Origin of the sequence: Streptomyces sp. CBMA291, assembly GCF_014596525.1 — a bacterium.
Taxonomy (GTDB): domain Bacteria; phylum Actinomycetota; class Actinomycetes; order Streptomycetales; family Streptomycetaceae; genus Streptomyces.
In genome coordinates this window covers 96111-116861 of the sequence record NZ_MSJP01000014.1, presented here as the reverse complement: position 1 = coordinate 116861, position 20751 = coordinate 96111, and the positions used below count along the sequence as shown (strand labels likewise).

Here is a 20751-nt window from a genome sequence, read left to right as displayed (position 1 = left end):
GGACGCGAAGGCCGCCCGCCGACGCGCCGAGGCCGAGAAGAGGGCCGCCGAGCGGAAGGCGGCGGAGCGTACGGCCGTCGCGCGGCAGGCGGCTCAGGAGCGCGAGGCGAGGGCCGCGCGGGGCACGGGCGCCGGTACCGCGCGTTCCGCCGAGGAGTCGGCCAACGAGATCACGGTTCCGACCCCGGTCGTGAAGCCGGACCGCCCGGTCGAGGAGTCGGCGAACGAGATCACCGTCCCCACCCCGATCGTCCGCCTCGGGGCCCAGGACGACGAGACCGCGGTCCTGCCCAGGATCAAGGACCGCGACGCCCGCGCCGCCGACGAGACCGCCGTCCTGCCCGTCGTACGGGACACGGAGACGACCGCCGCGCTGCCCCGCGTACGGGACGACCGGCCGTCCGACCCGGCCGACCGGGTGCCGCCGGGCATCTTCCGCGACGAGCGGACGGACCCCCACGGGGCGAACGAGCGCACCCGGGAGCTGCCCCAGCTCGACGAGAACGGCCGGCCGCGCCGCCGCTCCGACTGGGCCGAGGAAACCCCTCTCGACGACCTGCCGACCCTCGCGGACGAGCTGTTCGGCGGGTACGGGGAGGACGACGGCGAGGCCGGACCCGGCTCTGGGTCCGGCTCTGGGTTCGGGTCCGGGGACGAGCCCACTGACGACGAGAATCGGCGGGGGAACAGGCGTCGGCGCCGTTGACGGGTTGGCGTTGATCCGCCACTGCGCAGGTGTTTCCCGTCCTCGGCCCGGGGTACGGCGGGCCGGGAACGGGTACGGGAGGCGGCCCTCCCGGGGGTGCGGGAACCTGCCCTCTCCGAGGTACGGGAAGCGCCCTCCCGGGCCGGGAAGCCGGTCCGAGGCCCAGCCGGGAGCCCCGGACCAAGCCGTGTGCGGCCCCAGGGACCAGCCCGTAGGGATCACCCCCTAAGAACCGCTCCCTAAGAACCGCCCCGTAAGAGCCACCCCCAGGGGTCACCCCGTAAGGGCCAACCCGGAGGGAGGGTGGAGCCAGCTCCACCCTCCCTCCGGCAGTCCGCCCCATACCCCCGTGACCTGCGATTTCCTAGCGTGGTCGGTATGACGACGACCGCACTGACACCGGGCGGCCCCACCCTCGCCCCCGACACCGCCGCCCTCACCCTCGACGGCGTGAGCCGGAGCTACGGCGGCGGGGCCCCCGTGCTCGACGGGATCCACCTCGTCGTGCCGCGCGGCCGGTTCACGGCCGTGATGGGCCGGTCGGGCTCCGGCAAGTCCACCCTGCTGCGGTGCGCCGCCGGGCTCGAACGGCCGACGGCCGGGACGGTACGGATCGGGGGCGTCGACCTCGCCCGTCTGAAGACGGCCGGGCTCACCCGGCTCCGCAGGGACCGGGTCGGTTTCGTCTTCCAGTCGCTGAACCTCGTCTCCGCCCTGAACGTGCGGGAGAACGTCCTCCTGCCGCTGCTCCTCGCCGGAGCCCGCGAGGGCCGGGACCTCGACGCCCGCGCCCTCGCCGGGCTCGCCGCCGTCGGCCTCGCCGACCGGGCGGAGGACAGCCCCGAGCGCCTCTCCGGCGGCCAGCGGCAGCGGGTGGCGATCGCCCGCGCCCTGGTCAACGAGCCGGAGGTGGTCTTCGCCGACGAGCCGACCGCCGCGCTCGACCCGGTCACCGCCGCCGAGGTCCTCGCGCTGCTGCGGCGCGCGGCGGACGAGCGGGGCACCACCGTCGTCCTCGTCACGCACGATCCGGTGGCCGCCGCCTGGACGGACGAGGCCGTCTTCCTCGACCGGGGCAGGCTGGTCGACCGTCTCGACCGGCCGGACGAGCGCCGGGTACGGGAGATCCTGGGTGCCGGACACGGCCGTACGGCGGTGGCCCGATGAGCCCGCGCGCCGACTCCGCCGTCCGGCTGCTCGCGGCCAAGTCCCTGCGGACGCACCGGAAGGCCTGGACGGCGGTCTTCGCGGCCGTCGCCGTCACCTCCGCACTGGTCGGCGCCCTGGCGCTCGCCCTCGGCTCGACGGCCCTCGGCCACGCGCGCGTGGAGCGGTACGCGGCCGCCGCCGTCGTGGTCGCGGGCGACCAGGAGATCCGCTGGACGGCGAAGCCCTGGGGAAGCGAACCGGTCACCGAACGGGCGGGTCTGACGGAGCGGGTCCGCGTCCCCGAGGAGACCGTCGCCGTCCTGCGCGCGGTCCCGGGCGTACGGGAGGCGATACCGGACCACGTGTCCGTCGTACGGGACCCGGTCGCGGACCCCGCCCCGCCCGCGCCCGGCGGCTCCCCGGCGCCCCGGGTCCACGAGGTCCGTTCCTGGGACGCCGCACGGCTCGCGCCCCGCCGGCTGGTCGAGGGCCGGGCGCCCCGCGACGGCTCCGAGACGGTGGCCGGACGGGAGGCGGGGGTCCGGGTCGGGGAGACCGTCGCCGGGCGCACGGTCGTCGGGATCGCCGACGGGCCCGCGACGCTGTACGTCACGGCGGCCGAGGCACGGAAGCAGGCCGGGCACCCCGGCCCCGGCGGAGCCGCCGATGCCGTCGACGCCGTCGGGATCCTCGCCGAGCCCGGCGTCCCCGTGGACACCCTCCACGCGCGCGTACGGGCTGCCCTGGACCGGGCCGGGCTCACCGACACGGCCTCCGGGCAGCCGCTCAGGGCCCTCACCGGGGACGGGCGGGGCGTCGCCGAACACCTCGCCGCCCCGCCCGCCCGCACCGAGCTGCTCCAGCTCTTCGCCGCCGTCTCCGGCACCGTCCTCCTCGTCGCCGTCCTCGTCCTCGCCTCGCTCGTCGCCCAGGCCCTCGGGCAGCGCGCCGCCGAGCGGGACCTGCTGCTCTCGGTCGGCGCGACGCCCCGGCAGATACGGGCGGCGGCGGGCCGCGAGGCGACCCGGGTGGCGGGCCCGGCCGCGCTGCTCGGCGCGCTCGCGGGCGTACCCCTGTTCCCGGCGCTGTGGCAGGTGCTGCGCGACCGTCCAGGAGTCGTCCCCGAGGGCCTCGAACTCCCGGCCCCGCCCTGGCTGTTCGCCACCGCCCTCGTCGTCGCGGCCCTCGTCACCGGTCTCGTCCGGCTCGTCGTCCTCTTCACGGCACGCGGAGCCGGCACCCCGGGGAAGGGCACCGCCCGGCGGGTCGGCGGGCTCGTGCTGCTCTTCGCGGGCGTGGCCTCCGCCGGAACCGCCACCGCGATGGGCGGGGCGGCCGCCGCTGCCGCCGCGGGTGCGGCCACGGTGACGCTGGTCGCCGGGTGCGCCCTGCTCGGGCCCTGGATCGCGCGGGCCGCGATGAGGGTCCTCGACCGTCCGTTCCGGCGGCTCGGCGGCGCCCCCGGGCGGCTCGCCGCCGCCGGGGCGGATGCCCACTCGCGCCGCCTCGGGGCCGCGCTCGTCCCGGTCGTCCTCGTCACCGCCTTCGCCCTCGTGCAGCTCTCGGCGGGCACCACGATGGAACGCGCCGCCGAGGCGCAGGCGCGGACCGCGACCACGGCGGACCTCGCGTTCACGGGGACGACGGCGGAGCGGGTACGCCGACTGCCGGGGGTCGCCGCCGCGACGGACGTCCTGCGCTCGACGGTGGTCCTGGCCCGCACCGAGGCCGGTACCCCGCGCCTCGAACGGCTTCCGGTGCTCGGCGTCGACGCGAACGGCCTGCGGGGCACGCTCGACCCGGGAGTCGTCGCGGGCGACCTGGCCGGACTCGCCCGCACGGGCACGGTCGCGGTCGGCGTCACCATGGCCGACTCGCTGGACGTACGCCCCGGTTCGACGGTCGAGCTGAGGCTCGGCGACGGGACGCCGAGGCGACTGCGGGTGGTCGCGGTCTACGAACGCTCCCTCGCGCTCGGCGAGTTCCTGCTGCCGAAGGCCGAACTGGCCCCGCACATGAGCGATCCGTACCCGGCGCGCGTCCTGGCGGCGAGCGACTCGGGGGAGCGCGTCCTGGCGGCGGGCGGCCCGACGGGGGGCGTACTGGCTGCGGGCGACCCGACGAGGGGCGTCCTGGCGGCGGGCGGACCGGCTGCGGGCGGAAAGTCCGTACCCGGCGCGGGTGCCGTCGATCCCGAGCAAGTCGTCATGCCGGGAGCCGAGTTGAACGGGATCGTCTCGGCCGCCATCGTCTCCGCGATCGGCGGGCTCACCCTCCTCGCCGTCCTCAGCACCCTCACCCTGATCGGCGCGGGCCGGCGCGGTGAACTCCGGCTGCTCGGCCAGGTGGGCGCCACGACCGGCCAGCTGCGCCGGATGCTGGGTCTGGAGGCGGGGTTCCTCGTCGCGACGGGACTGATCCTCGGCGCCGCGGTGGCGGCCCTGCCGCTGTTCTCCTTCGCCTGGGCCCTCACCGGTGGCCTTCCGCACGTGGACCCGGTCCACGCGGGGCTGATCGCGGGCGCGGTGCTGCTCACGGTGACGGCGGGAGTGCTGCTGCCGGGGACGGGTCGGGGGGTACGGGGCTGAGGAGGTGGGGGCGACCCGGGGCGAGGCCCGGGAGCGGGCCGCCCCGGGCCGCCCCGGTCGCCTCCCCCTCGCCGTCCCGCCCCCGGGTCGTCTCAGGCGTTCAGATAGGCGAGGACCGCGAGGACCCGGCGGTGGCCGCCGCTGTCGGTCGGCGGGAGACCGAGCTTCAGGAAGACGTTCCCGATGTGCTTGTGCACGGCCCGCTCGGTGACCACCATCGAGCGGGCGATCGTCGCGTTGTCGTGGCCCTGCGCCATCAGCTCCAGGACCTCGCGCTCGCGGGGCGTGAGGGAGTCCAGTGGATCGTCGCGGCGCCGGGCGAGCAGCTCGGTGACGACCTCCGGGTCCAGGGCCGTACCGCCCGCGGCGACCCGTTCCAGGGCGTCGAGGAACTCGTCGACCCGGCCCACCCGGTCCTTCAGGAGATAGCCGACGCCCCGCGCGCCGCCGCCCAGAAGCTCGGCGGCGTACGTCTCCTCCACGTATTGGGAGAGCACGAGCACCGGCAGGTCGGGCATCGCCTCCCGGGCGGCGAGCGCCGCCCGCAGCCCCTCGTCACGGAAGCCGGGCGGCATCCGTACGTCGAGGACGGCCACGTCAGGACGGTGTTCGAGGAGCAGCGGCAGGACCTCGGGCCCGGTGGCCGCGACCCCCGCGACCTCATGGCCCGAGGAGGTCAGGAGCAGCACCAGACCCTCCCTCAACAGGGCGTTGTCCTCGGCGATCACCACACGCACGGAAGCTCCACTTCGATCACAGTCGGGCCCCCCACGGGGCTGGTCAGTCGGACGGTGCCGTCGAGCGCGGCGACCCGGCGGCGCATGCCGGTGAGCCCGGAACCGCCGCGCTCACCCGCCTCCGCCCCGCCCCGCCCCTCGTCCGCCACCCGCACGCGCAGGGCGGCGGGCTCGCGGGAGAGGACGACGGAGGCACGGTCGGCACCACTGTGCTTGGCGGCGTTGGTGAGGGCCTCGGCGACGACGAAGTACGCGGCGGCCTCGACGGCGGCGGGGGCCCGGGGCCCTTCGTGAGCCGGAGGCCCTTCGAGAACTTCGAGGGCTTCGTGAGCCGCAGGGGCTTCGGGGGTTTCGGGGGTTTTGAGGGGGCGCGCGGGGGGTTCCTGAGCGCCGCTTCCGGAGGCTTCGGGAGGGCCGCTCCGAGCGCTCCTTGTCAGGCCGCCCCCGTCGTTGCCGGAGGGGTCTCCGAGCCCCGTCACCCGTACACGTACCTCAAGCCCGCTGCTCGCGGCGAGAGCCCGTACCGCACCGGTCAGACCTCGGTCGGTGAGGATCGGCGGATGGATCCCGCGCACCACGTGCCGCAGCTCGGCCAGCGCCTCCTCGGCCTGTGTCTGGGCGTCGTCGAGAAGCTTGCGCGCGGTCGCGGGATCGGAGTCGTACGCGCGCTTGGCCAGCCCGATCCGCATGGAGAGCGCCACCAGACGGGCCTGCGCGCCGTCGTGCAGATCGCGCTCGATCCGGCGCAGCTCGGCCCCGTGCGCGGCGATCGCACCCGCCCTGGTCGCCGTCAGCTGCTCGATCCGGGCGGCGAGCAGGGCGTCCCGGACGGCGGAGGGGGCGGGGGTGAGCAGCGCCCGTGACCACTCGGCGGAGAGCGCGGCGAGCCTGCCCTGGAGCGGCAGGGCCACCGGCCGTCGCCCCATGAGCCCGGTCACGAAGCCGTCGACGAGCAGCGAGGGCACCCACAGCACGAGGGAGACGTACCAGAGGGCCAGCCCGTAGAAGAGCTGTGCGGCGCCCCAGATCAGGTCCCGGCCGGTCTCCGGATCGGTGACGGCGATCCGTACGCGCGCGGGGAGCGGCCCTTCGAGCGGAACATACGCCTCGGGTACGGGCGCCCCGGTCAGGGCGGCGGTGCGGCGCCGTTCCAAGTTCGCGAGCCGGCGAAGCAGCAGCACGCTCTCGGGCAGCACACCCGCGCCGATGACGGTGACGGTGAGGACGGCGGTGAAGAGGACGACACCGGCCATCAGATAGCACAGGAGCGCGACCGCGGCCCCGCCCAGGAGGTGGAGGGAGGCCCGGCCCGCATCCCTGATCGCGTCGCGCATGACGACAGGCTAAGCGGGAGCCGGGACCGGTCGCGGTGGAGCCTGCTCCACCATCGCTCCGGGGGCGGGCACCGTCGTGCGGGAAAGGCGGCACTGGAAGACTCGAATCGTACGGAGCGACCGAACGGACAGGGCTCCGGCCCCGCCCGTCACCCACCTCCCACCTCCCACCTCCCACCCCGTTCCTTCCTTTCCTGCCTGGAGTCCCCATGCGCCCCGTGTTCTGGCTGATGCTCACCCTCTCCGTCGTCGCCAACGTCTACGTCAACACCTTCTCGGGCTGGGAGGGCGCCCAGCAGGTCGTCGGCAGCTCCGGCACGGGCGTGGTGGTGCTGGGCTCGGCGGTCGGCCTCTGGCTGACCCGCCCCCGTACGGAGAACTGACCGCCCTCCGTACCGGGAACTGAGGGCCCCGGCCTCGCGCGGGGAGCCGTGCCCGGCGGGGGTTGTCAGAGGACTGCCCCACAATGGAGACGTACCTGAGGAGGGGCAGACATGGCCGTATGGGACGACCTGGTCGGACAGGCGAAGGTCGAGGAACAGCTCGCCGCCGCCGCGCGGGACGCCGACGCGTTCGTGACCGCCCACGCGGCGGGAGAGCCCACCCCCGAGGCCTCGAAGATGACCCACGCGTGGCTCTTCACGGGCCCGCCGGGGTCCGGACGGGCCACGGCGGCGCGGGCGTTCGCCGCCGCCCTCCAGTGCGTGAGCCCGGACCGGGCCCTCGGCGGCGCCCCGGGCTGCGGCTTCTGCGACGGCTGCCACACGACCCTGGTCGGCACGCACGCGGACGTCGAGATCGTCCGTACGGACCTGCTGTCGATCGGTGTGAAGGAGACCCGCGAGCTGGTCCGGCGGGCCCAGCTGTCCCCGGCGGGCGGACGCTGGCAGGTCATCGTCCTCGAGGACGCGGACCGGCTCACCGAAGGCGCGGGAAACGTGCTCCTGAAGGCCGTGGAGGAGCCCGCGCCCCGCACGGTCTGGCTGCTCTGCGCGCCCTCCCTCGAAGACGTGCTGCCCACGATCCGCTCCCGCTGCCGGCACCTGACGCTGCGCACCCCGCCGGTGGAGGCCGTCGCCGACGTGCTCGTACGACGGGACGGCGTGGAGCCGGAGGCGGCGCTCGCCGCCGCGCGCGCCACACAGGGGCACATCGACCGGGCGCGGAGGCTGGCGACCGACGAGCGGGCCCGCGCGCGCCGGGCCGTGGTGCTCAAGCTGCCGCTGCGGGTGGCCGACGTGGGCGGCTGTCTGAAGGCGGCGCAGGAGCTGGTGGACGCGGCGGCGGAGGACGCGAAGCAGGTCGCCGAGGAGATCGACGTCAAGGAGACCGAGGAGCTGAAGACGGCCCTCGGCGCGGCGCAGGGCGGCCGGATGCCCCGGGGCACGGCGGGGGCGATGAAGGAGCTGGAGGACCGGCAGAAGCGCCGCAGGACCCGTACACAGCGCGACAGCCTGGACCTGGCGCTCTCGGACCTGACCGGCTTCTACCGCGATGTGCTCGCGCTCCAGCTGGGTACGCGGACGGCCCTGGCCAACACGGATGTGCGGGACGCGCTGGAGCGGATCGCCCGGGACACGCCCCCGGAGCGCACCCTGCGCCGCATCGAGGCGATCCTGTCCTGCCGGGAGGCCCTCGACAGGAACGTGGCACCGCTGCTCGCGGTGGAGGCGATGACGATGGCGCTGAGGGGCTGAGGGGCTGAGGGGCTGAGGGGCTGAGGGGCTGAGGAGTTGAGGGGCTGAGGGGGCGTGATCAGTCCCCGGTGACGGGTGGGGTCGGCGATTGGACACGGTCCGCACTCGTCCGGATACGCTCCGGGTATGGACTCCAGGCGTTTGCTCCGTACGTCCGCTCCGGCCCTCGCGATGGTCGGCCTGATCCTGTCCGGCTGTTCCGGCGGACACGACGCGTCGGCGACCCGCACGACACCGCCGAGGACGACGGCGGCCGCGGTGACGCCCGAGGCCCTGAAGAAGTACTACTCGCAGAAGCTGAAGTGGCGTGACTGCGGTGTGGAGAGCTTCCAGTGCGCGACGCTGCGGGCTCCACTGGACTACGCGAAGCCGGAGGCGGGCAGCATCGACCTCGCGGTCTCGCGGGTGCGGGCCACCGGCCCCGGGAAGCGGCTCGGCTCGCTCCTGGTCAACCCGGGCGGCCCCGGGGGCTCGGCCGTCGGCTACCTCCAGGGGTACGCGGGCATCGGCTACCCGGCTCCCGTCCGCGCCCGCTACGACATGGTGGCCGTCGACCCGCGCGGGGTCGCCCGCAGCGAACCGGTCGAATGCCTGACGGGCCCGCGCATGGATGCGTACACCCAGGCCGACCTGACGCCCGACGACGCGGCGGAGGTGGCGGCGCTGAGCGCGTCGTTCCGGGAGTTCGCGGCGGGCTGCGAGGAGAAGTCGGGACGGATCCTGCCGCATGTGTCCACGGCGGAGACGGCCCGGGACATGGACATCCTGCGGGCGGTGCTCGGCGACCGGAAACTCGCCTACGTGGGGGCGTCGTACGGCACGTTCGTCGGCGCGACGTACGCGGAACTCTTCCCCGACAGGGTGGGGAGGTTCGTCCTGGACGGGGCGATGGACCCCTCGCTCTCGGCGCTCGACCTCAACCGGCAGCAGACGGCCGGCTTCGAGACGGCGTTCCGCGCCTTCGCCGCCGACTGCGTACGGAAGGCGGACTGCCCGCTCGGCACGGGTTCGGTGGAGTCGGCGGGCGAGGCGCTGCGGAAGTTCTTCCGGGACGCGGACGCCAAGCCGGTCCCGACCGACGAGAGCCGGACGCTGGGCGAGTCCCTGGCGACGACCGGGGTGATCGCGGCGATGTACGACGAGGGGGCGTGGCCGCAGCTGCGGGAGGCGCTGACCCGGGCGATGGGCGGGGAGGGCTCGGGCCTGCTGGCCCTCGCGGACGGCTACTACGAGCGGGAGGCGGACGGCACGTACGCGAACCTCATGTTCGCGAACTCGGCCGTGAACTGCCTCGACCTGCCACCGGCGTACGGGGGCCCGGCGGACGTGGAGAAGGCGGTCCCGTCCTTCGAGAAGGCCTCGCCGGTCTTCGGCCGGGGCCTGGCCTGGGCGGCGCTCAACTGCACCCACTGGCCGACCCCCGCGACCGGCCGCCCCCACCGCATCACCGCCGAGGGCGCGGCCCCGATCCTGGTCGTCGGCACCACCCGCGACCCGGCGACCCCCTACCGCTGGGCCCGCTCCCTGGCCGACCAGCTCTCCTCGGGCACGCTCCTCACCTACGAGGGCGACGGCCACACGGCCTACGGCCGGGGCAGCGACTGCGTGGACACGACGATCAACACGTACCTCCTGGAAGGCACCCCACCCACCAAGGGAAAGCGCTGCTCGTAGCCCCCCGAGGGCCTGGTCGGAGCACCCCGCGAAACTGTGTAGACTTGGCGACGCTGCTGCACCCTCCGTGGGCACGCAGGGCGTGCCGCCTTAGCTCAGTTGGCCAGAGCAACGCACTCGTAATGCGTAGGTCTCGGGTTCGAATCCCGAAGGCGGCTCTGCGAAACCCCAGGACTCACTCGCCGTGACCTGGGGTTTTGTGTTGCTTGGGGGCTTGTGTGACTCGCGCGGCCGGAGTGTCAGCCACCACTTGCCTGTCGTGAGCGTGGGTTTCCGTCGGGTCAGCCATGAGGTGTAGCAAGGCTGCTTGCCATCGAAGGCACCCACAATCGAACGGTGCGGTCGACGCTCGCGGTGGCGAGTACGGAGCTGTCGGGGGAGAAGGCAACCGCCGTCACGGCATCAAGGTGGCCGACAAGAGGTTCGCCGACAGGCTGATGTGTGGCCGGATCCCAGAGACGGACAGTGCGATCGTCGCTGGCCGTGGCGAGAAGGCCGCCGCTGGGAGCGAAAGTCAGAGCGGTGACAGCGTCGGCATGGCCGGTCAGGGGCTTTCCGATCGGCTGATGTGTGGCCACGTCCCACAACTGTATCGAGTGGTCATCGCCGGAGGTGGCGATCAGGCTGCCGTCGGGAGAGAAGGCCACCGAGCTGACGGAGCCACCATGGCCATCCAGGAGTTCGCCCGCGGGCACAAGGCTTGTGGAGTCCCACAGCCGCACGGTCCCGGCATCGGTGGCGGTCGCGATCAGCCTGCCGTCGGGGGAGAACGCGACCCCGGTGACGAGCCCCTGGTGACAGGCCAGTGGCCCACCGGCGGCTTGTCGCGTGGTCGGTACCCACAGCCTTACGGTGCCGTCGCCACCGGCGACGGCGAGGAGGGTTCCGTTGGGCGAGAAGACCACCGACGAGATGGGGCCGGGGCGGTCCGTCGGAAGGCTGCCCGCTGGTGTCCGGGTCGCGGCATCCCACAGGTGCACCGCGCCGCCGCGGTCCGCGGTGGCGATCAGGGCGCCGTCGGGAGAGAACGTCACCGCACTCACGGAGTAACGGTGATTGGTGAGGGGTTTGCCGACTGATTGCCGGTTGGCCGGGTCCCAGAAGCGCACCGTGTCGTCGGCGCCGGCGGTGGCGAGCTGGGACCCGTCGGGAGAGAACACCACCGCGCAGACCGTGTCACGGTGCCCGAACATGGGTGCCAGCGAGATCGCTTCGCCGTTCTGGAGCGCGGTGAGGACACTCCTACTGGCGAGGCCACGGGCGGTCAGGCGGTCGAATCGAGCGCGTAGCCGAGCGCTCTGCGCGATCGAGTCCTCGCCGGGATCCCCATCGCGCCGTGCCCGTTGAGTCGGGACTGACACAGGCAGGGCATGGGCGTCCCAAAGCCGCACCGCGCGGTCGAAGCCGGCGGTGGCGAGCTGGCCGCCGTCGGGGGAGAACGCCACAGCGGTCGCGCTGCTGGTATGGCCGGTGAGGGGTGCTCCGACGGGCTGGTGGACAACCGGGTCCCACAGCCGTACGACACCATCGAAATCGGCGGTGGCGAGCAGGCCACCGTCCGGGGAGAACGCCACGGCTGTGGCGGAGCCCGTATGGCCGGTGAGCGGTGCTCCGATGGCCTGATGGGCAGCCGGATCCCAGAGCCGTACCATGCCGTCGTCGCTGGCCGTGGCGAGCAGATCGCCACCGGGCGAGAAGACCGCTGATCTGACGGGTCCGGTGTGGCCGAGCAGGGGCTTGCCGACCGCTTGGCAGATCGCCGGGTCCCAGAGACGCACCATGCCGTCGAAGCCGGCGGTGGCGAGCAGTTTTCCGTCGGGGGAGAACGCCACCGCTGTGATGGGGCCGGAGTGGCCCGTCAGAGGCTTGCCGACCGCCTCGCAGGTGTAACGGTTCCACAGCCGCACCGTGCGATCGAAGCCGACGGTGGCCAGCAGCGCGCTGTCGGGGGAGAAGGCGACGGCGGTGACGGCGTCCTGGTTTGTCGTTGGGAGGGTTCCGGCCGGTTCACGGGTCGTCGGATCCCAGAGCCGTACGGATCCGATCTCACTGGCGGTGGCCAGCAGAGCCCCGTCGGGGGAGAACGCGACGGACCTCACGGTGTGCTCGTGGCCGATCAGTGGCTCGCCGACCGCTTGGTGGGTGACGGGGTCCCAGATGGCCACCATTCCAGCGGCGCCGGCCGTGGCCATCAGGTTGCCGTCGGGCGAGAACGCCACGGACCAAACGAAACCGGGGTGGGGCAGGATCGGTGGTGCGGGACGGTACTCCACGTGTGGGCCGCTCCCCACCGGCGGAGGCGGGGCCACGACCGGAACCGGCGTTCCGAGGGCCGACCCGGCGGGGCCTGAGGACGGCGGGGCGGCGGCTGGGGCCGACGTCGACGCGGGTGCGGTGGCCGCGTAGCGGGTCTCCTCACGTAGGTTCGCGAGTCGGGTCCATTCGGTACGCCATGGTTCGACCCTTGGATCGTTATGGCCCACTGGGGAAGGGGTGTCGCTCGCGAGGCCGTGCAGCGCCCGGACGAGAGCCATGACGAAGTCGACGCCGGGTAGGCGCTTTCCGCTGAGGACCTCGCTGATCGCGGAGCTGGACAACGACGTTCCGTGGGGGGCGGCCCGGCTGATCTCACGCAAGGTGGGGCTACCGCATCCGATCCGGAGTTTCCGGAGTTTGGCGGCGAAGTTCGCGAGTTCGTCCTGAAACGGGTTTCCGGAAGCGTCCCCGTGCGCCACGTATGTCCCCCCTGGTGGTCTGTGGGCCTCAGCGTAGGACGCGCTCGTCGAACAGGACCGAATTCTGCCGAACCCCACCGTACCTAGTCCGTGTTCGCTCGCCTGGTCATGTCGTCCGGCGATGGCCTGCGGTGATCGAGCTTATCCGGATTCCTTCGTGCCGCGTTGGGTGCGCCGGGCGGGGCTGATGGGCTGGGCGCATGGATGAGATCGAAGAGACCGGTACACCGTCCGATTCTCGGATCGACCCTGCGGCGGGGTCGTCGCGGGAGGCGCCGACCCGTGGGCGAGTGCTCGACCTGGTCGCGCTGATGCTCTTGATCACCTTGGTGGCGGGCGTCTTCATGATCGCCGGATCCGAGGCGTTCACCGCGGTCACCAGCGTGGGGCTGGGGCTGTTCGCGGCCTGGAATGGCAGGTCGCCGCGACAGTGAGACGCCCTGGTGTCCTGGCGGTCGCCCGGGAGTCGTAGCGGCCCTTCGCCTCATGGGCGCCGCCGTTTCCCGCGCGGGATGTGATCGGCCTTCGTCGCCGGGGGACGGCGGGTTGGCCGGTCTGGCCATGCTCGGCTGCCTACGGGAGGTGTTCTCGACAGCGGTTCCCGCGATCATCGTTTCCGCGGTATGCTTTCATAATGTCTGAACTGCAAGAAGAGCCAAAGCGTGATCGCACCGGGGTCGAGTTGTTCGCGGGGGCGGGCGGCCTGGCCATGGCGGTCCACGGGGCGGGCTTCCGGCCATTGCTGTTCAACGAGTTCGCGCCGCGGGCGTGTCAGACCCTTGAGGCGAACGGGGCGAAGCCTCGGGGGGACGAGGAGCGTGTTCCCGAGCCCGGGGAGCCGTGGCCGCTGGTGGAGGGTGACGTCCAGGACTTGGACATGCGGTATCTGCGCGGCCGTGTGGACGTACTCGCTGGCGGTCCACCATGCCAGCCGTTCAGCCTGGGTGGGATCGCCAAGGGGGACGAGGACAAGCGCAACATGTTCCCGCAGATGTTCAGGGCGATGCGACAGATCCGGCCCAAGGCTGTCATCTGCGAGAATGTCGTGGGACTGCTCAGGCCATCGTTCAAACCGTACCTCGACTACATCTTGCGCGAGATGGAGATGCCTTTCGAGCTGCGGGATCCCAATACACCCTGGCATGAGCACGACCGGAATCTCATCGATGCTGGACGTGGGAAGGCCGGTGATCCCGCGGAGCGATACAAAGTGGTGATGACGCGCGTCAATGCCGCCGATTACGGAGTCCCCCAGATCAGGCACCGTATTATCATTGTCGCCTTCCGTGAGGACCTCTGCGTCGACATCGAACAGTTCCGCAAGGATGTGCTTCCCCACTACTCCGATCAGGCGCTATTCCGGTCCATGCTGGACGAATTCGGCGGCTCTTACTGGAAGCGCCATCCCGAAACTCCCGATCGCGTGCGCGATGCGGCCAAGGCCAGGGCCAGGGCCGGACTCCGCAAGGATGATTCGCTCATCCCGGATGAATCGAGGCCCTGGCGCACCTTCCGGGACGCCATTACCGGCATCGACGAGAACGAGGGCAAGCCTCTTCCGAAGATTCCGTGGGACAGGCTCGACCGTAATGAGTATCGTGCCGGCGGGTTCACCGATCACATCGGCTGGCCCGGCGCTCGGATTTACAAGGGTCATACGCCCAATGAATTGGACCGTCCCGCCAAGACCGTGAAGGCCGGTGTGCACGGCGTCCCGGGTGGGGAGTCCGTGATGCTGACCGATGATCTGGAGACTCCTGGAGGCACCGCCTACAGGCACAGGTACATGACTGTTCGCGAGACCGCGCGCGTCATGACCTTTCCCGATGATTGGAAGCTGGAAGGCCCCCGGGGGGAGAAAATGCGGCAGCTGGGCAACGCGGTCCCCGTGAAGCTTGGCGCGGTATTCGCCGACGCGGTGGCCAAAGCCCTCGATACGGCACCCGGCCAAGGACAGTGAGTGATGTGGCGAAGCCACCTCAGAATGGTTGGAAGGACAAGCCACCGCCTGATCGCGCCTGGAAAGGGCGGCCGGGGAGGACTCGGAAGACCCTGTCCACCGAGCAGGACAAAGCGGCCGGTGGCCGCCACCGGCGTGAGGTTGACCTGGGGGACGGCCGCGTGGCTCATGCCTCGGTCTCCTTGAGGGTCCTGCCCAAGACGCGGCGCATCCGCGCGTCATTGCGTTGGGGCGACGGGAGGAAGTCCCCGGAGCGCTATCTGGGCGAGGTCGAGCACGCTAGTCGCGAGGCCAACCTCGCTGAGGGGTGGCGGCTGGCCTGGGCCAAGGGCCTCTTGAGAGAGGCGACCTTGCCCGAGGGGTCGACGGCTTCGACGCCTGCGGTCCGCGCATCGATGAAGGGCAACCGAGGGAGGGACACGAGGCCCGAAAGGGAGCTCAGGTCTCTCCTCTTCAAGAAGGGGCTCCGCTACAGGGTCAACGCACCGCCCATCCAGGGCCTCCGGCGTAGCGCGGATGTGCTGTTCCCGAGGGCCCGAGTCGCGGTCTTCGTCGATGGTTGCTTCTGGCATGTCTGCCCGGAACACCATCGGCCGGCGATGAGGAACAAGGAGTTCTGGAGCGAGAAGTTCGCGGAGAACCAGCGGCGGGACGCCGAGACCAATCGGATCCTGGAGGAAGCGGGCTGGACGGTCATCCGGGCTTGGGAGCACGAGGCACCGGAGGACGTGGCACGACGGATCATCCCTGCGGTCCGCCGCGCGAACCACTAGTCGTGTAATACGGCTTTCTCGCCATGCGGTGGGGCATCGACGACATCGGACAGCCCGCGTGAAGCGATGCGGCCACTGCCGTCGTCTTGCGCGAGGACAGCCTCCCGCGACGAGACCTGCCTCGGGCGAGGGACCCGAGTGGATCCGTACCGCCGCTCGGATCGATGGTGACTCCCGCGCGTTCCCGTGTGTGAGGTGAGCCCCACCCACGGGAATCCGCGGGGGAACGCTCTCCTGGGCAGGCTGCGGAACGGCTCCCGCCAGGGTTTCGAGATCTATGCCCCGCAGGTGCTGGAGCTGCCCATTAGGGTTGACGCCATGCTGGTGGATGGGCCGAGGCCACGGCCGGCGGGGGCACCGAGTCACGGGTGGGCGCGCTTGGCGTTTGCCCGCTACGCATCTGTTTACGAGGAAGACGGGGGTCGGCAGTGACCGAGAACCAGTACATCAACGTCACGCCACACCCACGTATCCTGGGCGTGCTCGGCGACATCGAGTTCTCTCACTGGCAGTGCTTGGCCGAGCTGATCGACAACTCCTTCGACGAGTTCCAGGCGGCTGGCGGAACGGTGGACCGGCCCTCGGTTGCGGTCTCGCTCCCCCCGGCGAACTCACAACGTGCGACAGCTGAGATCAAGGTGCAGGACAACGGCCGGGGCATGAGCCTGGAGGCCGTCACCAACGCCATCAGCGCGGGCTGGACGAGCAACGGTCGACACGGTTCCCTCGGCCTGTTCGGAATGGGCTTCAACATCAGCACGGCCCGGCTCGGTCGGAGAACCACGGTACGTACCAGCCGTGCCGGCGATTCGGACTGGATCGAGGTGACCCTGGATTTGGCGCGGATCGCCAACTCCTCCAAGTACCAGGCACCGTACCGCTTGGTCCCCAAGGCCAATCGCGGCGAGCATGGCACGACGGTCACGATCAGCGAGCTCAAGCAGGAGCAGTACGCCACACTCTGCCGTCCTAAGACGCAGAATGTGATCCGGGAAAAGCTCGGAGACGTATACAGCTATCTGCTGGCCGAGAAGGGCTTCCTACTCACGCTCAATGGCAAGAAGGTCAGGCCGCGTCTGCCCTGTGTCTGGGACGAGAAGAGGACCGTCACCCGCCAGGGTGTCGAGATCCATGCCGTTCAGAGAATCGACCGTACGCTGAGCTCCAAGAAAGCCTGCATGGCGTGCGGGTACTGGAGCACCGCCGATGCGGAGCACTGTGAGGAATGCGGTCAGGACCGCCTGGAGCTGCGCGAGCGCAAGATCTGGGGCTGGATCGGGATCCAGCGCTACCTTCATCGCACCGACTACGGGCTGGACTTCCTCCGTAACGGGCGCAAGATCATGCTCAAGGACAAGCGTGTCTTCTTGTGGCAGGACGAGGACGACATCGACGAGGCGGAGCTGGAGTACCCCATCGACTCGGGCGCTGTGCAGATGGGCCGGATCGTCGGTGAGATCCATTGCGATCATGTTACGCCGAACTATCAGAAAACCGCCTTCGAGTTCGAGACAGCCGAGTGGCGTCAAGTCCTGCGCGAGGTCCGCGGGACAAGTCCCCTGCGTCCCAAGATCGCCAAGTCTCTCGGACGGGCGGAGAATCGCAGTCCTCTCGCCCTGCTTTTCGCGGGATTCCGCCGACAGGACCCAGGGCTCAACTACCTGATCCCTGGCGATGGACGTAACGCTCTGCACGAGACGGCGGTGAAGTGGGCCGGGCTGATGCGGCTGGGTGGCTACGACTATCAGAGTGACGAGTTGTGGTACCGCGCCGCCTACCATCACGACAACCCGATAGTGGTGGATCCTCAACCGGAGAACGACGAGATCCTCCCCGGATTCGGGGCGGGACTCCTTGAACCGGATGTCGAGCCGGAAGGCGGTACGGCGCCGGGCACGACCTCGGCTGGCGAAACGCTCGCCGAGGCCGAGGTCGCAACGGTGGAGACGTTGGATCAGCGGCTCCAGCGATACCGGGACAGCGCCGACCCCATCGTGGATCTGACAGGCTCGTACTACCTTGAGGAATTGGGCCGCGTGGACCTGACGGCCTGGGCGGTCCGAGGGCAGAGCCTCGCCACCAAGGACGAGCGGCCCGCACCTGTGATCGTCTCGATGGTTCGAGCCCCACGCCTGGATGTGTTCGTCGACGCGGGCCACTCGCTCTTTCGCGAGCATGGGGCGGACATTCGTGACCTCGCGCTCGTCGAGGTCGCGGAGTTCATGCGGGTCAGGGCGAACAACGTATCGATGCCCTTGAGCGAGATCGTGGCGCAGCTCAAGAGCCACACCTCCAGCCCTCGGCTGACGTCGGCGGCGACGGCGGAGGAATCCGAGAGGCTTCTGGAACTGGTGCGCAAGGCGATGGTGGCGCCTATCTCGGCGGACCCGGCGGTGCACTGGCTGCTGCTTACGAAGGATGAGCGAGCTGACTCCGAGCGCCGGTTCGCGGTCGAGGCCGGCGGAGTGACTCCCTGGAACGACGCGATCTCCAGCGGTGCGTTTATCCGCTATGTACCGGCCAGTGCAGTCATCCGCATCATCCAGGGCTCCCCGGGGACCTTCCTCGATGGGTGCGTTTTCAAGCGTGGGTACATCGCTCTGAGCGATCCCGGCGCCCGGGCGCTCGTCGTGGAGCGTCTGATCAACCCCCTGGGGGACCTCGCGCTTCTGGAACAGCACCGCCCACGCCTCGATGTGGAGGAGCTGGCACGAATCAGGATCAGCTGCAGACTCATCGCGCGTGATCTCGCCGACAACACGTAGGGAGGGTGGAATGCGATTCCTTGACGCCGCCGCTCTGCTGGACTCCGGCCCCACGCAGTTTCCTCGGCGCGTGGAACGCCTTCTGTGGCACCTGGGATTCTCCGATGTGTCCAACATCGACGGCTCCGGTGACGAGGGGGGTGACATCCTCGCCCGGCACAGAGGTGAGACCTGGGTGTTCCAGTGCAAGTGGAAGCGCCGGAGGGCCGTAGGGGCCGACGCGGTGGACGAGGTCGCTCGGGCCCGGGACCACTATCGCGCTCACAAAGCCGTCGTCGTCACCAACACTCGGTTCAGCCCCGAGGCCCTGAAGCGGGTGGCGAATCTGGCACGCCTAGGCCCTGCGATCCTGCTGTGGGGCGGAACGGATCTGACGACGAGCTTCGACCGGGTACCACCCCGCTTCGGACGAGTGACGCCAAGGCCGTATCAGACCGAGGCGCTCCAAGCGCTGGACTCCGATCTCGACTCCTCGGGGCGTGCGCTGCTCGTGCTGGCCACCGGCCTTGGCAAAACGGTCGTAGGAGGTGAGGTGATCGCGGCACACCTGCGACGCTGCCCCCAGGACCAGGTCCTGGTCGTCGCGCATGCGAAGGACCTCGTTCAGCAACTGGAGCGGGCGCTCTGGCGGCACCTGCCCAAGGATGTCCCGACGCGGCTCCTCACGGGCGACACTCGTCCCGACGATCTTTCCGGTCTCACCTGCGCGACGGTGGGCTCGGCGCTGGCTGCGGCGCGATTCGGATACCGTCCCGGCCTCGTCATGATCGACGAGGCCCACCACGTGAGTGAAGAAGGGCAGTACGACGAGCTGCTGGAACTCCTGAGCTCCGCCAGACACCTGGGCGTCACGGCGACCCCATGGCGTGGGGACAAGCACGACATCACCCACCAGCTTGGCGAACCCAGCTTCAGTCTGGGGATCGAGGAGGGCATGCGGCGCGGATACCTCGCGCAGGTCGACTACCGCCTGTTCGTCGACGACATCGATTGGGACATCGTCCGCGAGGCCAGCGATCATGCGTACGGATTGGCCGAACTCAACGCCAAGCTGTTTCTGCCTCAGCGGGATGAGGCCATTCGCGACGAGCTGGCCATGGCGTGGGCCGGTACACGAAGTCCCCGGGCCATTGTTTTCTGCCGGACTATCGAGCACGCCGAGCGGCTCGCTGACATGCTGCGGCGCACCCCCCTTTGGTCAGGTGCTCTCGCCATCCATGCCGGACTGGCCAAGAGGGAGCGGCAGAACCGCCTACTCGCCTTCCGGTCCGGCGAAGTGCCCATCCTGACTGCGGTCGACATCCTCAACGAGGGTGTCGATGTGCCGGACGTGAATATCCTCTGTTTCGCGCGAGTCACTCACTCCCGCCGCATCTTCGTTCAGCAGCTTGGGCGCGGTCTTCGCCTGCGCGACGGCAAAGAGCGAGTCACCGTGCTCGACTTCGTCAGCGACCTTCGCCGCATCGCTGCCGCGCTCAAGCTCAAACGCACGCTTGACGGGTGCGGCGACATCGAGACCCTGGCGGAGATCACCCCGTCGAACGTCGACTTCAGCGACCAGAAGGTGGCGACCCTCATGGACGAGTGGATCAAGGACGCGGCCAGTCTTGAGACCGCGTACGACGAACACCGACTCCAGTTCCCCGCCACACGCGTCCCTCAGGAGTAATCACCGTGGCCTTGCAGCAGCTGCCCGCACCCATTCGGGAGCGCCTTCTCATCGAGATCTACCAGCAGGCCAACGCCTTGGACTGGGAGTTCTTGAGTAACACGGAGAAGACCAACCAGTACCGGCGATGGATCGAGGACCCCAAGGTTGGCGGAGTTCTGCTCGCCTATGGGCCAGAGAAGGACGCCAGGGTCTGGATCAAGGATGTCCCTATGAAGGAGTACGCCCGAGCGCAGGAAGGGATCGGGAACTACGTCCGCTACGCCGTGAATCGGTTCCAGGGGCCGGAGGAGATCGTTCGCGCGGCATGCGGCAGCGGCTGGGTGATGAAACCGGATTCGGTGGGGGAGAAGCCGAACCACTGCTACGCCGTCGCCGATGGTGCCACCCGGTACATCTGCTGGGGTCGCGCCGGGAACTTCCGTGATCTCGTCTGGGCCGCGTTGAACGAGGCCATCGACTCGACTGAGCGGCCCGCGATCGTCATCACCACCCGCAACGGCGAAACCGTCTCCACAGCCGAGCGAACGCGTCAGGACCGGCTCGCGCTGCGTTGCGGAGCGGACCTGCGATACCTGCATCGCGAGATGATGCCTAACCCGGACTATCTCGGGGCGACGGACGGTGGCCGCGGTCAGCTGCAACCTACACTCGTGGACTAGCCGTTGATCCCATTTGTCGTTCTTCGCGTCTGTGCGGCACGACGGAACGGACGTGTGTAGCCGGCCTGCCCGACAGCGCCCTGTTTCTTGAGGAGACGGGCCGCCTCGGTCAGGTGGGCGCAGACGGTCTCGAAGTGCGGGTGGGTGGTGCCGTCGAGGCTGTGTCCACCGGACAGCGCCTAGAAGCCCACAGGGTGTGCCGGTGAATTCCGTGTCGGCATCCGGTGGTCACGACGGTCGCCGTACGGGCTGGCCGTACGGGTCCGCCCACGCCGATCCCGGCGCGGGCACGCCCTCGATTC

General features: G+C 70.5%; 14 protein-coding genes, 1 tRNA gene and 1 pseudogene. 13 read left to right on the top strand and 3 right to left on the bottom strand.

What is annotated here, in order from left to right; all coding sequences use genetic code 11:
• The 3 genes and pseudogenes from BU197_RS04335 to BU197_RS04325 all read left to right on the top strand — a co-directional run.
• Positions 1 to 706: pseudogene (locus tag BU197_RS04335) on the top strand (dTMP kinase); the annotation flags it as partial.
• A 378-nt stretch (positions 707 to 1084) separates the two neighbouring features.
• Entirely contained in the window at positions 1085 to 1873 is a 789-nt protein-coding gene (locus BU197_RS04330) for an ABC transporter ATP-binding protein (RefSeq protein WP_188266840.1), read from the top strand.
• On the top strand, positions 1870 to 4443 hold the full coding sequence (locus BU197_RS04325) for an ABC transporter permease (RefSeq protein WP_188266839.1): 2574 nt from the start codon (positions 1870 to 1872) through the stop codon (positions 4441 to 4443). The genes BU197_RS04330 and BU197_RS04325 overlap by 4 nt, the downstream gene beginning before the upstream one ends.
• 92 nt (positions 4444 to 4535) lie before the next feature.
• Here the strand turns inward: BU197_RS04325 and BU197_RS04320 are convergent, their stop codons facing one another.
• Both BU197_RS04320 and BU197_RS04315 read right to left on the bottom strand, forming a co-directional pair.
• Positions 4536 to 5180, bottom strand: a complete 645-nt coding sequence (locus tag BU197_RS04320; protein WP_188266838.1) for a response regulator — start codon at positions 5178 to 5180, stop codon at positions 4536 to 4538.
• Complete coding sequence (locus tag BU197_RS04315) at positions 5168 to 6514, bottom strand: sensor histidine kinase (RefSeq protein WP_188266837.1); 1347 nt, start codon at positions 6512 to 6514, stop codon at positions 5168 to 5170. The genes BU197_RS04320 and BU197_RS04315 overlap by 13 nt, the downstream gene beginning before the upstream one ends.
• A gap of 209 nt (positions 6515 to 6723) precedes the next feature.
• Between BU197_RS04315 and BU197_RS04310 the strand changes: the two genes are divergently transcribed.
• The 4 genes from BU197_RS04310 (at position 6724) to BU197_RS04295 (ending at position 10043) form a co-directional block, all read left to right on the top strand.
• Positions 6724 to 6897 carry a hypothetical protein gene (locus BU197_RS04310; protein ID WP_188266836.1) on the top strand — a complete coding sequence of 58 codons (174 nt, stop codon included), beginning with the start codon at positions 6724 to 6726 and terminating at the stop codon, positions 6895 to 6897.
• A 111-nt stretch (positions 6898 to 7008) separates the two neighbouring features.
• Complete coding sequence (locus tag BU197_RS04305) at positions 7009 to 8211, top strand: DNA polymerase III subunit delta' (RefSeq protein WP_188266835.1); 1203 nt, start codon at positions 7009 to 7011, stop codon at positions 8209 to 8211.
• Positions 8212 to 8337: 126 nt separating this feature from the next.
• Positions 8338 to 9885, top strand: a complete 1548-nt coding sequence (locus BU197_RS04300) for an alpha/beta hydrolase (protein ID WP_188266834.1) — start codon at positions 8338 to 8340, stop codon at positions 9883 to 9885.
• Between the two features lie 84 nt (positions 9886 to 9969).
• A tRNA-Thr gene (locus BU197_RS04295) sits at positions 9970 to 10043 on the top strand.
• A 123-nt stretch (positions 10044 to 10166) separates the two neighbouring features.
• On the opposite strand, the gene BU197_RS04290 is transcribed toward BU197_RS04295, so the two are convergent.
• Positions 10167 to 12419, bottom strand: a complete 2253-nt coding sequence (locus BU197_RS04290; protein WP_223182713.1) for a WD40 repeat domain-containing protein — start codon at positions 12417 to 12419, stop codon at positions 10167 to 10169.
• A gap of 401 nt (positions 12420 to 12820) precedes the next feature.
• Here BU197_RS04290 and BU197_RS04285 point away from each other — a divergent pair, with 401 nt between their 5' ends.
• The 6 genes from BU197_RS04285 (at position 12821) to BU197_RS04260 (ending at position 20449) form a co-directional block, all read left to right on the top strand.
• A complete protein-coding gene (locus BU197_RS04285) occupies positions 12821 to 13054 on the top strand; it encodes a hypothetical protein (protein WP_188266832.1) in 234 nt (77 codons plus the stop codon).
• Positions 13055 to 13254: 200 nt separating this feature from the next.
• Positions 13255 to 14580, top strand: a complete 1326-nt coding sequence (locus BU197_RS04280; protein WP_188266831.1) for a DNA cytosine methyltransferase — start codon at positions 13255 to 13257, stop codon at positions 14578 to 14580.
• Between the two features lie 5 nt (positions 14581 to 14585).
• Complete coding sequence (locus tag BU197_RS31220) at positions 14586 to 15353, top strand: very short patch repair endonuclease (RefSeq protein WP_317452068.1); 768 nt, start codon at positions 14586 to 14588, stop codon at positions 15351 to 15353.
• A gap of 428 nt (positions 15354 to 15781) precedes the next feature.
• Positions 15782 to 18118 (top strand): ATP-binding protein, encoded by a 2337-nt coding sequence (locus tag BU197_RS04270; protein WP_188266830.1) that lies wholly within the window; start codon positions 15782 to 15784, stop codon positions 18116 to 18118.
• A 10-nt stretch (positions 18119 to 18128) separates the two neighbouring features.
• Positions 18129 to 19787: a DEAD/DEAH box helicase family protein gene (locus BU197_RS04265; protein WP_188266829.1), complete on the top strand. Its 1659-nt coding sequence runs from the start codon at positions 18129 to 18131 to the stop codon at positions 19785 to 19787.
• 5 nt (positions 19788 to 19792) lie between these two features.
• Entirely contained in the window at positions 19793 to 20449 is a 657-nt protein-coding gene (locus tag BU197_RS04260; protein WP_188266828.1) for a hypothetical protein, read from the top strand.
• Positions 20450 to 20751 lie beyond the last annotated feature (302 nt).

Bases quoted from the DNA above. Each gene is read 5' to 3' on its own strand.
- BU197_RS04265 (WP_188266829.1), top strand. From the start codon at position 18,129: ATGCGATTCCTTGACGCCGCCGCTCTGCTGGACTCCGGCCCCACGCAG.
- BU197_RS04285 (WP_188266832.1), top strand. From the start codon at position 12,821: ATGGATGAGATCGAAGAGACCGGTACACCGTCCGATTCTCGGATCGAC.
- BU197_RS04310 (WP_188266836.1), top strand. From the start codon at position 6,724: ATGCGCCCCGTGTTCTGGCTGATGCTCACCCTCTCCGTCGTCGCCAAC.
- BU197_RS04330 (WP_188266840.1), top strand. From the start codon at position 1,085: ATGACGACGACCGCACTGACACCGGGCGGCCCCACCCTCGCCCCCGAC.
- BU197_RS04305 (WP_188266835.1), top strand. From the start codon at position 7,009: ATGGCCGTATGGGACGACCTGGTCGGACAGGCGAAGGTCGAGGAACAG.
- BU197_RS04280 (WP_188266831.1), top strand. From the start codon at position 13,255: ATGTCTGAACTGCAAGAAGAGCCAAAGCGTGATCGCACCGGGGTCGAG.
- BU197_RS04315 (WP_188266837.1), bottom strand. From the start codon at position 6,514: ATGCGCGACGCGATCAGGGATGCGGGCCGGGCCTCCCTCCACCTCCTG.
- BU197_RS04300 (WP_188266834.1), top strand. From the start codon at position 8,338: ATGGACTCCAGGCGTTTGCTCCGTACGTCCGCTCCGGCCCTCGCGATG.
- BU197_RS04325 (WP_188266839.1), top strand. From the start codon at position 1,870: ATGAGCCCGCGCGCCGACTCCGCCGTCCGGCTGCTCGCGGCCAAGTCC.
- BU197_RS04290 (WP_223182713.1), bottom strand. From the start codon at position 12,419: ATGGCTCTCGTCCGGGCGCTGCACGGCCTCGCGAGCGACACCCCTTCC.